13 protein-coding genes are annotated in these 13,141 nt (G+C 43.2%); 5 read left to right on the forward strand and 8 right to left on the reverse strand.

What is annotated here, in order from left to right; genetic code table 11:
- Window positions 1–148: 148 nt before the first annotated feature.
- From ubiA to ACVBIO_RS10360, 3 genes are all read right to left on the reverse strand, one after another.
- Entirely contained in the window at window positions 149–1,015 is an 867-nt protein-coding gene (ubiA, locus tag ACVBIO_RS10350; protein WP_447160835.1) for a 4-hydroxybenzoate octaprenyltransferase, read from the reverse strand.
- Window positions 1,016–1,221: 206 nt separating this feature from the next.
- Window positions 1,222–3,387 (reverse strand): DNA helicase II, encoded by a 2,166-nt coding sequence (gene uvrD, locus ACVBIO_RS10355; RefSeq protein WP_447172535.1) that lies wholly within the window; start codon window positions 3,385–3,387, stop codon window positions 1,222–1,224.
- Between the two features lie 144 nt (window positions 3,388–3,531).
- Entirely contained in the window at window positions 3,532–3,885 is a 354-nt protein-coding gene (locus tag ACVBIO_RS10360) for a RidA family protein (protein WP_447160833.1), read from the reverse strand.
- 362 nt (window positions 3,886–4,247) lie between these two features.
- Here ACVBIO_RS10360 and ACVBIO_RS10365 point away from each other — a divergent pair, with 362 nt between their 5' ends.
- Together ACVBIO_RS10365 and ACVBIO_RS10370 are read left to right on the forward strand one after the other, a co-directional pair.
- Window positions 4,248–4,907 carry a PAS domain S-box protein gene (locus ACVBIO_RS10365; RefSeq protein ID WP_447172536.1) on the forward strand — a complete coding sequence of 220 codons (660 nt, stop codon included), beginning with the start codon at window positions 4,248–4,250 and terminating at the stop codon, window positions 4,905–4,907.
- Window positions 4,908–5,032: 125 nt separating this feature from the next.
- Window positions 5,033–6,331, forward strand: a complete 1,299-nt coding sequence (locus tag ACVBIO_RS10370; protein ID WP_447172537.1) for a putative bifunctional diguanylate cyclase/phosphodiesterase — start codon at window positions 5,033–5,035, stop codon at window positions 6,329–6,331.
- 140 nt (window positions 6,332–6,471) lie between these two features.
- Here the strand turns inward: ACVBIO_RS10370 and ACVBIO_RS10375 are convergent, their stop codons facing one another.
- Genes ACVBIO_RS10375 through ACVBIO_RS10385 form a run of 3 tightly spaced genes read right to left on the reverse strand, consistent with a single transcriptional unit; the run spans window position 6,472 to window position 8,843 of the window.
- Window positions 6,472–7,407: an SPFH domain-containing protein gene (locus ACVBIO_RS10375; RefSeq protein WP_447160831.1), complete on the reverse strand. Its 936-nt coding sequence runs from the start codon at window positions 7,405–7,407 to the stop codon at window positions 6,472–6,474.
- The gene (locus ACVBIO_RS10380) at window positions 7,407–8,336 is read right to left on the reverse strand and encodes an SPFH domain-containing protein (RefSeq protein ID WP_447160830.1); all 930 of its coding nucleotides are present in this window, start codon (window positions 8,334–8,336) and stop codon (window positions 7,407–7,409) included. Before ACVBIO_RS10380 ends, ACVBIO_RS10375 begins: the two co-directional genes overlap by 1 nt.
- Window positions 8,337–8,360: 24 nt before the next feature.
- Entirely contained in the window at window positions 8,361–8,843 is a 483-nt protein-coding gene (locus tag ACVBIO_RS10385; protein ID WP_447160829.1) for an NfeD family protein, read from the reverse strand.
- A 394-nt stretch (window positions 8,844–9,237) separates the two neighbouring features.
- Here ACVBIO_RS10385 and ACVBIO_RS10390 point away from each other — a divergent pair, with 394 nt between their 5' ends.
- The gene (locus ACVBIO_RS10390; RefSeq protein ID WP_447163872.1) at window positions 9,238–9,990 is read left to right on the forward strand and encodes an outer membrane protein OmpK; all 753 of its coding nucleotides are present in this window, start codon (window positions 9,238–9,240) and stop codon (window positions 9,988–9,990) included.
- A 76-nt stretch (window positions 9,991–10,066) separates the two neighbouring features.
- Here ACVBIO_RS10390 and udp read toward each other — a convergent pair whose 3' ends face one another.
- On the reverse strand, window positions 10,067–10,825 hold the full coding sequence (gene udp / locus ACVBIO_RS10395) for a uridine phosphorylase (RefSeq protein ID WP_447160827.1): 759 nt from the start codon (window positions 10,823–10,825) through the stop codon (window positions 10,067–10,069).
- A 494-nt stretch (window positions 10,826–11,319) separates the two neighbouring features.
- Between udp and ACVBIO_RS10400 the strand changes: the two genes are divergently transcribed.
- Window positions 11,320–11,535, forward strand: coding sequence for a YdcH family protein (locus ACVBIO_RS10400; RefSeq protein ID WP_447160826.1), 216 nt, complete (start codon window positions 11,320–11,322; stop codon window positions 11,533–11,535).
- Between the two features lie 61 nt (window positions 11,536–11,596).
- Here ACVBIO_RS10400 and ACVBIO_RS10405 read toward each other — a convergent pair whose 3' ends face one another.
- Window positions 11,597–12,055: a hypothetical protein gene (locus ACVBIO_RS10405; RefSeq protein ID WP_447160825.1), complete on the reverse strand. Its 459-nt coding sequence runs from the start codon at window positions 12,053–12,055 to the stop codon at window positions 11,597–11,599.
- Window positions 12,056–12,298: 243 nt separating this feature from the next.
- Here ACVBIO_RS10405 and ACVBIO_RS10410 point away from each other — a divergent pair, with 243 nt between their 5' ends.
- On the forward strand, window positions 12,299–13,135 hold the full coding sequence (locus ACVBIO_RS10410) for a mechanosensitive ion channel family protein (RefSeq protein WP_447160824.1): 837 nt from the start codon (window positions 12,299–12,301) through the stop codon (window positions 13,133–13,135).
- The last annotated feature ends 6 nt before the right edge of the window (window positions 13,136–13,141 follow it).

A 13,141-nucleotide genomic window follows, 5' to 3' on the forward strand; every position in this document is an offset into this window, starting at 1 on the left:
CCCCAGAACAGTAAAACCAAGGCCTCAACGGTATGCCAAAAATAAAAATGCCGTTCACCTTAAGTGAACGGCATTACCTCATTATGAGACGTTTTATATGACTAACTTGATATGAAAGCTTATATGAAGAGCTCAGTGGGTTTAGCGCTTAACCTAGGACTAAATAGTCTAATATCAGTGCAGTAAACAACACAAAACCCGCCCAGTTATTATTTAAAAAGGCAGTAAAGCAAGGTCCACGTTCGCGGCCATAAATCAATTTTTGTTGATAAACACCAAAACCAATGAAGGCCAAAATACCTAGGCCGTAAATCTCACCCCGGCCAGCAAGCATGCCCGCAATAATAAAGCAGCTTAGTGCCGCAAACTGAAACGCTGCAATAATCTGCCTGTCGTAGCGGCCAAATAGAATCGCTGTAGACTTAATACCAACCTTCAAATCATCATCGCGGTCCACCATGGCGTACATGGTGTCATACGCCACAGTCCAGCACCAGTTAGCAGCAAATAGCCACCACGCTTCAATCGGTACCGCGCCAGTTTGGGCTGCATAGGCCATAGGAATAGACCAGCTCCACACTGTGCCGAGGAACATTTGCGGCATATTAGTGTAGCGTTTGGTAAAGGGGTAAATAATGGTAAGAATAATACCGACAATAGAAAGTTTGACCACCAGAGGATTGAGCATTAGCACTAAAGCGAAAGCAAGCAGTGCCATGACGACAAACAAGAGTAGCGCCTCTTTACTTGAGACTTCACCGCTCGCGAGCGGTCTGGCTTTAGTGCGCTCCACATGCGAGTCAAGATCCCTATCGGCATAGTCGTTGATGATACAGCCGCAGGCTCGCATCACCACCACGCCGATAACAAAAATAATAAAGACCTTAAGATCGGGCAAGCCACCAGCGGCAAACGTTAAGGCCATCAAACAGGGCCACAATAACAACAAGGTACCAATGGGACGGTCCATACGCGCGAGTCGCATATAAACGTCTAGTTTATCCCTTACATTCATGATTAGGCTCTCCTACAACGTCTTCGGCCTTAGTTTTGTAACCGCATTATGACTGAGCTGTAACAGTATTCAACCAGTATTGAGATAAATAAAATCAGTGCCGGTTTTATCGGCTAAAAATAAGGCTGAGCTTCACGCTCAGCCTTAGATTCAATGGTCGTTAATCGCGTAATATCCAAGCTGCTATCTATAACTGCTTAGCTGTATTACACCTTCTCTAAACGGGCGTAAGCGATCACTAACCACTTGCTGCCCACGTCGAAAAAGTTAACCTGAATACGTGCCTGCGCACCACTACCTTCATAATTGGTCACTGTGCCTTCACCAAATTTCGGGTGCATAACACGTTGACCTATCTTAAAACCTGAATCATTGAAGCTATCGTCTTGCTTGCTAAAGCGAGTGCTCACTGCAGGCGCTGACACTTGAGTGCGCATGCGGATCTCTTGCACATATTGCTCTGGGATCTCTTTAACAAAACGCGACGGTCTCGCAAAGCTTTCACGGCCATAGATACGTCTAGACTCAGCATAAGTGATATACAGCTTTTGCATGGCGCGGGTCATACCCACATAACAAAGGCGGCGCTCTTCATCGAGACGATCCCCCTCATCAATCGCCATTTGGCTTGGGAATAAACCTTCTTCAACCCCTGCCATAAATACCATTGGGAACTCAAGACCTTTGGCCGAGTGCAATGTCATCAATTGCACCGCATCGGTAAACTCGTCCGCCTGGCCTTCACCGGCTTCTAATGCCGCATGCGACAAGAAAGCATTAAGCTCACCCATATCTTCAATTTCTTCAGGCATCACAAAGCTGCGTGCAGCCGTGACCAATTCTTCTAAGTTCTCAACACGAGCGCGCGCCTTTTCACTCTTCTCCGCTTCATACATCGCCTTAAGACCCGATGTTTGAATAACATGGTCTGTCATGCGGTGCAAAGATTGCTCGTCGGTGTCCATTCGCATGGCGATAATCAAATCCATAAAGCCACGCACTGCATTCGCGGCGCGCCCAGCAAGGACTTTCTCTTCTAGTAAGCGAACACTCGCTTCCCACAAGGTCATCTCTTGTTGGCGTGCAGTCGTGCGAATAATGTCTAAGGTACGGTCGCCAATACCACGGGTTGGGGTATTCACCACACGTTCAAAGGCGGCATCATCATTTTTATTGTTGATAAGCCTTAAGTAACCCATGGCGTCTTTAATTTCTTGACGCTCGAAGAAGCGCAGGCCGCCATAAATACGATAGGCGATACCTTTGTGTAGCAAAGCTTCTTCCAATACACGTGACTGAGCGTTTGAACGATATAAAATGGCGCAATCTTCAAGCTTGCCGCCTTCATCTTGCCAGTCAGTAATGCGACCAACGATAAAGCGCGCTTCATCCATTTCATTAAACGCACAATACAGCCCTATCGGCTCGCCGTCTTTGTCGTCGGTCCACAGTTTTTTGCCCATGCGGTCTGGGTTATTGGCAATCAGCTCATTCGAAGCATTAAGGATATTGCCGCTTGAACGGTAATTTTGCTCTAATCGAATGGTTTGCGCTGCAGGGAAATCAGCTAAGAACTTATGTAAATTTTCAACCTGAGCGCCACGCCAGCCGTAAATAGACTGGTCATCATCACCAACGATCATCACGTTGGCAGTTGAACCTGCAAGCACGCGGATCCACGCATATTGAATGGCGTTGGTATCTTGGAACTCGTCCACCAATATGTGCTTAAATCTATCTTGGTAATGATCCAAAATATGCGGTTTGTTGAGCCATAACTCATGCGCTCTTAGCAGGATTTCAGCGAAATCTACCAGGCCAGCACGGTCACATGAGTCTTGATAGATTTGGTAGATCTTCAGTAAGTTTTGCTCAATCGGAAAACCGCCAGCATCGATATGCGATGGGCGTAGACCTAAGTCTTTCTTACCATTGATATAACCTTGAGCTTGTCTTGGCGGATACTGCTTCTCATCCAAGTTAAGGCTTTTTAGGATACGTTTGATTAGACGCAGTTGATCGTCTGAATCTAAGATCTGGAAGCTCTCAGGAAGATTAGCATCTTTATAATGGGTACGTAGCAATCTATGGGCTAAGCCGTGAAAGGTGCCGATCCACATACGGCCCACATTGCCACCAGCGACTTTTTCAACTCGCTCGCGCATCTCTTTCGCCGCTTTATTGGTAAAAGTTACCGCTAAAATGGCATAAGGGCTTTGCTGTTCAACCTGCATCAACCAGGCAATTCTATGGGTTAACACCCGCGTTTTGCCACTACCTGCACCCGCCAAAACTAGCATGCTAGATTGCGGTGCACCAACAGCTTCGCGCTGCTTGTCGTTTAGGCCGTCGAGTAAAGATGATACTTCCATTATTGCCTCCAAAAAATCAGGCGAGAAGTATAACAGAACCTAGGAACTCGGGGATAGAATTAGCGCGATTGCACTGGGTTAAAATCGAAGAGGGAATAGAGTTACCGAAGCGAAAATCCACCTCGGTAATGGGTCGGCCTAAGGTTAAGCTTTTTCAGCAGCAACCACTGAAATTTCAACTAACAGCGCTTCGCGCGCCATTTTAGCTTCAACACAGGCGCGTGCGGGTGCATGCCCTGCTGGAACCCATGCATCCCAAACTGCGTTCATTTGGGCAAAATACTGCATATCTTTAATATAGATAGTGGCAGATAAAATATGCTCTCTGTCGCTGCCCGCTTGCTCAAGTAAACTATCGACTTTTTCTAGCATGGTACGAGTCTGCTCCTCAATGCCCTGCTCAGCATCCTTAGCCACCTGGCCACATAAATAGATGGTACCGTTATGCTTTACGATACGGCTCATACGGGCTGCGGTTTCAATTCTTTCAATCGTCATTGTTAACTCTGTTACTCAATTAATTGGGTTATTAGCGTAATTCTAAATAATATCTCATTGATTAGCATCTGATTTATCTATGAAAAATTGTCAATACATCAGCGGGTATTTTGTTAGCATTGAGCTAATCTACCATTTATTGATTTAAGTCCTATACTTAGTTCAAAAAAGTAATCAACGGATTTGATTGCTGATTGTTTAAAGGACTAAATATGGTTTATCCAAAAACCCAGTTTTTCTTACTCTACCAAGACCATTGTGTCTTTTACTCTACTTTTTTAGAGCATCTTCGCTATACGACAGCCTTGTTAACTCATTTTCAATTGCAATTAAATCCTCAAAGCTGCTTGAGGATCTAAGGTATGCAACCAAATACAAAGCGCTCAATCATCTCTAAGAACCTATGCCTAGTCATGGTTATTTTCAACGCCAGCATAGGGTTATTTTGGTTATTAGATCTCTCTAGCCAACACTCAACATTATCAATGATGCTGCCGCTATTTTTACTGGCTAATATTATCGTTCTGAGCCTGCTGAGCTGGCAGTTACATCACCACTCGACTCGCCTCAATCAACGAGTAAAAGCCAGAGAAAACAACCATGTGCAAAGACACAAAACATCGCAGCCCACTCGCACTCGCAATGTGCCACTGGGTAACATAGAAGACAGCCTTAAACACGCCAATGAAAGCTTAACTGCGGCAGTGATTCAAACTCAAGCGATTGAGTCACGCCAAGCAGAGACTCAACTCTTCTCAACGATTTTAGATGCTATAGATGTTGCGATTTATGCCGTTGACAGCAAAGGTCAATGCATTTTTGCCAACCCACAATGTGCACGACTATTAGGCTATAACCACCCTGACCTCCTATTCAATTCAAATATCCAACAACTACTTTATCAACAAGATAACGCACAGGATTTTGAACTATCAATACAAGATCTTGAAGCTATCAAAAAAGATATTTTTTGGAAGGCTGATGGTACTCACTTCCCCGTCGAGTACAACTACAACCACTGACGCTACATAATCAAACCAATGGTGCCATCATCTCTTTTTATGACAATAGTGAACGCAAGAAAGCGGAAGAACTGATCCGTCGCCAGGCCCATTATGATGCCTTAACCGATCTGCCTAACCGCTTCTTGGCGTTAAAACGTCTTGAACAGTTAGTGAATGCCAGTGAAAGAAGCGGCAAAATGCTCGCTGTCATCTTCCTTGATTTGGATGATTTCAAAAAAATTAACGATTCACTGGGTCATGAAGCAGGAGATCAATTACTCATCACAGCCTCTAAGCGTCTATTAAAAACCACCAGAGCCGAAGATACTGTAGGCCGCTTAGGTGGCGATGAGTTTATTATTTTACTCGACGGCCTTTCGAGCGCGAACGATGCCCAACCTCTGGCGGAAAACCTCATCAGTGGTTTTAGAAAGCCATTTTATATCGACAATCGTCAACTCATTCTCACCGCGAGTATCGGTATCGCCATCTACCCTAACGATGGTGAAACCCCTTCTGAACTATTACGAAATGCCGATTCAGCCATGTACCATACTAAGAGTATTGGCCGTAACACTTACTCTTACTTCACCCATGCAATGAACAAGGAGGTCTCTCGCCGTCTGGCTATCGAAGAACAGATCCACGGTGCCTTAGAGCGTGGTGAGCTTAGAGTTCATTATCAGATCCAACTCGACATTAGAGATGGCAGCATTATGGGGGCAGAGGCACTGTTACGTTGGAGCAATCCGGCGTTGGGTAACGTATCTCCTGCGGAGTTTATTCCGATTGCCGAGCAAACCGGCATGATTGAGCCTATGGGGGAGTTTGCTCTACAGCAAGCATTAGAGACTGCACAAATTTGGCAGAAAAAATTTAATGACAAGTTTAGGGTCGCAATAAACCTTTCGCCTCGTCAATTTAGGAATCCAAAGCTGGTACAAACCATTATTGATAACGTTAATCAGTTCGGCATGAAACCTGAGGATCTTGAGTTGGAGATCACTGAGGGCGTACTACTCAGCGGTCATGCTTATACGCTAGGTGCATTAATGGAGTTAAGCCAAGCCGGTTTTTGTATCTCAATGGATGATTTTGGTACCGGCTACTCTTCTCTTAGTTATTTAAAAACTTACCCATTTACCATACTGAAAATCGATCGTAGCTTTATTAATGATATGAATAAAGACGATAAGAGTAATGACCTTATTATCGCCACGATTGAAATGGCTCACGCTTTAGGCATTAGAGTGATTGCTGAGGGAGTAGAGACTCAGGAGCAACTCGACGAGTTAAGCTTTATGATGTGCGATTACGCTCAAGGCTTCTTGATCAGTAAGCCTGTACCGCTAAAAGAGCTATTAAAAATTGGCTTTCGCTACAAAAAAGTACATCAAAAAAACGCATTAAAAAATGAATCTGAAACCTTAAAAGTTATTTAACTGAACCGAAAAAATGACTAATCTTTACACCTAGAATTTGCAGCTGTTTACCGCTAATCACAATAGCTTTATAGACAAAAAAGCATAAAAAAATACTAGACCCATTTCTGAATCTAGTATTTTTATTAAGTATCAATATGTTACTTTTTGCTTTCTTCTAAACCAATACTATTCATCCAGTGATCAAAGTCCATCATATTACCCGGTAAAATGACCTTACTCTGACCAGTACTGACTCCATCAAGCTGCTTTAAGTATTGCGCACCTAACTGCATACGCACCACATTCTTACCACCAGGCGCTGCAATTACCATTGCCATACGCTCAATCGACTCCGCTGTTGCACGTGCAATGGTTAAGATCTCTTCGCCCTTACCTTCTGCCTCGTTAATACGGCGCTGCATCTCACCTTCTGAGTGATTAATGGTTTCCGTTTTAATACCTTCAGAGCGGTTGATCTTACTCTGCTTATCACCTTCACTCTTGGCCAATAATGCACGACGCTCACGCTCAGCATTTACCTGCATCTCCATCGCATTTTTAACCGTTTCTGGTGGCGTGATATTTTTAATTTCATAACGATGCACTCGTATGCCCCACATGGCACCAGCTTGATCTAGCACTTCAACCACTTTTGCACTAATCACGTCACGCTCTTCAAAAGTGCGGTCTAAATCTAGGGTTCCAATCACGCTGCGCGTCGTCGTTTGCGCCAATTGAATCGCCGCATATCGGTAATCTGTCACACCATAACTGGCTTTAACGGGGTCAACGACCGAGATATAGATAACACCATCGACTTCCACATTCACTTCATCACAAGAAAAGCACTCTTGCGGTGGTACATCAATCGTCTCTTCTTTTAGATCGTGTATGTAAGATACTTTGTCGACAAAGGGGATTAAGGCGTGAAAGCCCGCATCTAAGGTGGAATGATATTTACCTAAACGCTCAACAATATAAGCTGATTTTGTTGGTACTAAACGGATCGATTGAAATAACTTAATCACAAAAATAGCAAAGATTAAGCCCCAAATAGCCATAACAATTAAATCGGTATCAATTCCTGCAATCATTAGCGTGCTCCTTTTACTGAATTGGCAGCCACGGCACTAGTGACCTGTTCCATGCCTTCGAAAAAACCTTCAATCTTAGCCAGCTCTGCCGGGACCACCGACACATCAGCTTCAGCTAAAATCTTACCGACTTGGGCAATAAACTGCTCTTTTAGCTGCATATTCATCGCTTCATTACCGCCATCTTTAGCAAGAGCCGCAGACACAAGTTCCATACCTTCCGCTTTTGCTCTGGCAACAATCGCGATCTCTTGTGCGGTACCTTTTGCTTCATTAATCCGGCGCTGTTTTTCCCCCTCAGACAAGTTAATCGCCTGTTGGCGCTCACCTTCAGATAAATTAATCATCGCTGCCTTTTCGGCATTTGCTAAGGTGATTTCAGCGCGCTTACTGCGCTCTGCTTCCATCTGTTTTTCTAAAGTATGAATAACTTTACGAGATGGAGTGATATTCTTAATTTCATAACGCAGCACCTTGATCCCCCAAGGATCTGAGGCCTTATCGATCTCACGTACAATCGATTCATTAAGGCTATCTCTCTCCGAGAATGTCTGACTAAGGCTCAACTTACCTATCTCTGATCGCATGGTCGTTTGGGCAAGGTTCACCGCAGCGCGGCGATAATCTTCAATACCGTAGCTGGCAAGCTTACCGTCCATCACTTTGAGGTAGACTAAGCCATCGACTTCTAACTGAGTATTATCTTTTGAAATACAACTTTGTGGCGGCACATCAAGTACTTGCTCACGGATTTCATGTTTATAAGCCACCCGGTCAAAAAACGGGATCAAGAAATGAAATCCTGGCTGCAGCACTGTACGAAACTTTCCTAAACGCTCAATCACATTGACCTCACGCATAGGCACAATTAACAGCAACTTATAGAGGATAAAAAAAACAAATAGAACAAAGAGTGTAAATGCAAACATAAATAGATTCCTTCCTTAAAGCGATTACTTTTCTTTTACGAAGTGCTCATTGTCAGCCTCTATAGGCTCAACCACTAACGCAATATTATCTCGACAGATAATCCTAACCTGTGAGCCGGCGGCAATCTCGCTACCATCTCCCAAAGCTGACCATTCGCTGCCCTGAAATTCAATCCGCCCCATTTGTTGAGCCGGACCAATTGTTTGTTTGACGATAGCGAGCTGATTATAAATTTCCAACTCTTCGTCTGTGTTGTCAATGTGAGCGTCTCCGCCAACCAACTTCTGTGTGATCTGGCGAAATGCCAGTAAGAGAACCATAGATGCGATAAACCAAAGCGTTAAACTTTGTACTATACCTTCGACTAAACCTATAGCCAAAGCACTTGCTACAACCAAACAAGCCGCGCCTAAAAGAATCACAATACCACCTGGTAAAATGATCTCTGCCAGCATAAGAATAATGCCGATACATGCCCAGATAAAGATGGGATTTGAAAACTCCATATTTCCCCCTGAAATGAAAGAGTCAAGCAATGACTATATCAGTTGCGCATCATTTGTGCGACATAATATGTCAGTATTCAGTATTCCATAAATGTAACTAAAGCTGTCAGCCCTCAGCTATCGCAACCCTATCACGGCCTTTATCAAGAGTAAAAAGTTGTCCGGCAGTTATAGCGCGTTTGTTTTAATACACAATAATGACACGATTTAAAAACTACTAATTAGCATTTATTCAAGGCATTATCGTGAGACGATGACCATAAGCTCGAAAAATAATGACAAACCATTTGAACATTGTTCGCACAACCCCTATATTCCCCGCCAATGAAACACATGTTTAGTTTATTTCAAATTAGCTGCACCCTAGATCTCATAAAAATAAGAAGGTTTTACGATGAACAACAAACTACTTTGTTTAGCTTTATTGGTTAGCCCTACGGCGATGGCTGATAATATGGTTAACTGGTGGGACGCCAGCGTCACTGCGCTTTATGGCGAAAATTATGATTTAGCGCCATCTGAGAAGCAAACGACCCTCACATTTGAAACCGCTGGTGATTGGAAATACGGTGACTGGTTTGCCTTCCAAGATGTGACTTACTTTAATGGCTCTAATGCCAATAAAGACAACACCACCTATGGTGAGATCTCGACTCGTTTTAGTGCCGGCAAGATATTAGGCAAAACAGTTGGTTTCGGTCCAGTTACCGATCTATCACTGGCGCTAACGCTTGAAGAAGGCGAAGGCCCAGTTAAGAGCTTCTTATACGGTGTGGGTATGGATATCAAGATCCCTTACTTCAACTACTTTCAACTTAACACCTACCGTCGACACGCTATGAGTAGTGACAACATCAGTGACGGTTGGCAGTTATCACCCGCTTTTAGAATGGACTTCCCTGTTGGTAACTCCAACATCGTATTTGACGGTTTCTTTGACTGGGTATTTGCTGCTGACGAAGGTGCTTACGAGACAAACTTTCACTTCAATCCGCAACTAAAATATGACTTAGGCGCTGTTGTATTAGGCGAGCATAAGCAGAACAAGCTATTTGTGGGTATCGAATACGATTACTGGAAAAACAAGTACGGTGTCGATGGTATCGTTCAAAATACATTTTCAGTGATTGCTAAGTATCACTTCTAATCTTTGCTATTAATGCGACGGTTTAGAACACAAAAAAAGGCGCATATAGCGCCTTTTTTATTGCATGTGTGTCAACTTATGCAAGCAACTTCTTCGCTGCTGCAACCACGATTGATACCGCGCTTACTTCGGTTTTCTTCATTGTCGCTTCATCAGGGATCTCTTGCTGAGTACGGTTAACAATCACCCCAGCAACACATGCCGCACGCCAACCTTGTGATGCACACATGGTAAATAGCGTTGAAGACTCCATTTCATAGTTTAATACACCCAAGTCTTGCCACTCTTGCATAGAGCCCTTGAACTGGCGAGTGACGCGACCCGAAACAGTGTCGTAACGTTCTTGACCTGGATAGAAGGTATCTGACGATGCAGTAATACCAATATGAGGCTCAAGACCCGCTTCACGACTCGCTGCAACCATAGCGGTTGTACATTCGAAGTTTGCTACCGCAGGGTATTCCATTGGCGCAAAATGTAAGCTTGCACCATCTAAACGTACTGATGCTTGAGTCACAATCACATCACCCACATTTACATGCGGCTGAATTGCACCTGTGGTACCCACACGTAGGAAAGTACGCACACCAAGTTGAGCCAATTCTTCTACTGCAATAGAAGTTGATGGACCACCAATACCAGTAGAACACACCACTACTGCCTTACCATCGATATATGCCAGGTAGCTGGTATATTCACGGTGGCTCGCTAAAAATGTCGCATTCTCCATCAACTCTGCAATACGCTTAACACGCTCTGGATCGCCTGGCACGATCGCTAAACTAGCACCATCTAACATCTCTTTAGTCAGGCCTAAATGAAATACATCAGACATCGTGAAAACCCCTTTCATTTTTGAATTTATAAATCTTATTAATTCGACTTTAACCTAGTCTTGACGCCAAAAAGGTTAAGTAGATCACACTTTACCCGCCAAGAGTAAATGATATGTCGTAATCTAGTTACTAAATCAATCAAAGAATAGAGCTAGAATATAGCAGCTCTCACCTATTCTGCCAGTGATAGGACAGCGCAAATGACGTGCGAATAATGCAGGCATATCAAGTGGATGTTATATGAAATAAAGCAATATTAGCAACAACTTAGATAGTTAGCACCGTCTCAACATTACTGATTAAACGACCGTTTTTTTCACTATAACTATCTTGTATTACAGTGGGATTATCGACTAAAAACAGTTGTAGATTTAGATAAACAAATCAATCGTTCATTACTTGATCAATGTCACATTTAACGACTAAAAATCGCGCTAGTTTAAAGTTGAACCAAACGAAAAATCGCCATAAAACCAGCAAGAAGGACGCCTGCATGTTTCCAGAATACAGAGAACTTATCAGTCAGTTAAAAACATCTGACGCGCATTTTCAGAAGAAGTTTAACAAGCACAACCAGCTCGATGAGGAAATAAAGAACCTGGAGCAGCACAGTGCAAGCGACTACACCCCTGAAGTGCATGAGCTCAAACTACAGAAGTTACATTTAAAAGAAGAGATCTACGATATCTTGAAGGAACGTTCGGCTTAACCGAAATACAAACATTAAAAAGGGCGCTTAGCGCCCTTTTTTACATCAAATGCGTAGGCGACTACTTCAACCCAGCCTGCAGTGCTTCAGTTGTCTCATAAAATGTAATATTAGTGATCTGATTATTAGTCAACTCTATCAGGGTCGCTTGGTCTTTTATCGCTGGCAATGGCTTGGTTTGCTCACCTTCATTGTCTAGCGCCACTCTATAAGGAAATTTCTTAAACTGAGGTAGAGCAACAAAACGAGCGATCAGTGACGGCATGCCACTAATATCTGCCACATAAACTAATGCAGTATCTTTGACTAGCTCAGGTTCAGCTTCCAATGCTTCTTGAATTAAGGTGCCGCCATCCATACTACGACTGAACAATACACGCGTTGTTGTGCTATCAACTTGATATTGAGCCTCGTGTTGATCTTGTAACTTGATGTCTGTGATTTGATCACCAACTTTATACTCATTGGCCCAAACTGACGTGGCTAACATGCTACATAAAACGAAAATAACAGCTCTCATAATTGAACTCGGCAAATTAGAATTAGCAGAAAGAGTAACCTATTCTATACAGAGCAACAGTAAACTTAACAGCAAAGCATGATCCTCTTCACGCAAAGCCTACTGACATTCAAAACCAAATGTTTCTCTGGCTATACATGTATAAATTATAAGTTACAAAACAGTTTTATTTCAGTGAGTTAATTATTTCGCAAAATTGGTATAAGCTAATCAAAAAATAAGTTGTCATAAAGGATAGTTAACATGAATGAGCAAGGCCTAGATCAAGAGATCGCGCAGTTGCAAAATGCTTACTCTGCAATTACTGAATTTCTGGTGCAATATAGCTTCAGTATTCTTGGTGCCATCATTATCTTTTTAATCGGGATCTGGATCGCCGCTAAAACAGCTAACCTTGTTACGCGCATTTTTGAAAAGCACGATATTGATATCACTCTCAGCAATTTTGCCAGTAACTTTGTCCGCATCTTAGTCATCGCCATGGTCGGTATTATTGCCTTAGGCAAACTAGGGATAAGCGTAACCCCTATGGTCGCCGCAATAGGCGCCGCATCTCTTGGTGCAGGTCTTGCGCTACAGGGCATGCTTTCAAATTATGCAGCTGGTATCACCATTATTGTCACCCGGCCTTTTATTGTCGGTAACACCATCGAAATTAAAGGGGTCGGTGGACTTGTTAAAGATATCCATTTAGGCATGACAGTGCTAACCAATGAAGAAGGTGAAGAGATTAATATCCCCAATAAACATATTGTCGGTGAGATCTTACATAACTCTTTTGCAAATAAGCTGGTCGAAACAAAGTTCAATATCAGTTATCAATCTGATCCTGAGCAGGTCATTGCTCTGCTTGCTAAGGTATTAAGCGACAGCTCCAAGGTCTATCAGGGTGATAAGGCGCAAATCGGCGTTAATGACTTTAATAGTATTGGTATCGAGATAGGCATTCGCTATTGGGTACCAACCCAAAGCTATTACCAGGACAAATACCAAACCAATGCCGCTCTCTTTAAAGCCCTCAAGCAAGCCAATATAGAGATCCCCTGCCCAGTTAGACAAATTCATATTCAAGAACCCTAAGCTAAA

The sequence above is a fragment of the Shewanella sp. 0m-8 genome (assembly GCF_052977265.1).

Coding starts and splice junctions, on each gene's coding strand:
- ACVBIO_RS10405 (WP_447160825.1), bottom strand. CDS start 12,055: ATGAGAGCTGTTATTTTCGTTTTATGTAGCATGTTAGCCACGTCAGTT.
- ACVBIO_RS10380 (WP_447160830.1), bottom strand. CDS start 8,336: ATGTTTGCATTTACACTCTTTGTTCTATTTGTTTTTTTTATCCTCTAT.
- ACVBIO_RS10385 (WP_447160829.1), bottom strand. CDS start 8,843: ATGGAGTTTTCAAATCCCATCTTTATCTGGGCATGTATCGGCATTATT.
- ACVBIO_RS10375 (WP_447160831.1), bottom strand. CDS start 7,407: ATGATTGCAGGAATTGATACCGATTTAATTGTTATGGCTATTTGGGGC.
- uvrD (WP_447172535.1), bottom strand. CDS start 3,387: ATGGAAGTATCATCTTTACTCGACGGCCTAAACGACAAGCAGCGCGAA.
- ACVBIO_RS10400 (WP_447160826.1), top strand. CDS start 11,320: ATGTTTCCAGAATACAGAGAACTTATCAGTCAGTTAAAAACATCTGAC.
- ACVBIO_RS10360 (WP_447160833.1), bottom strand. CDS start 3,885: ATGACGATTGAAAGAATTGAAACCGCAGCCCGTATGAGCCGTATCGTA.
- ubiA (WP_447160835.1), bottom strand. CDS start 1,015: ATGAATGTAAGGGATAAACTAGACGTTTATATGCGACTCGCGCGTATG.
- ACVBIO_RS10410 (WP_447160824.1), top strand. CDS start 12,299: ATGAATGAGCAAGGCCTAGATCAAGAGATCGCGCAGTTGCAAAATGCT.
- udp (WP_447160827.1), bottom strand. CDS start 10,825: ATGTCTGATGTATTTCATTTAGGCCTGACTAAAGAGATGTTAGATGGT.
- ACVBIO_RS10390 (WP_447163872.1), top strand. CDS start 9,238: ATGAACAACAAACTACTTTGTTTAGCTTTATTGGTTAGCCCTACGGCG.
- ACVBIO_RS10365 (WP_447172536.1), top strand. CDS start 4,248: ATGCAACCAAATACAAAGCGCTCAATCATCTCTAAGAACCTATGCCTA.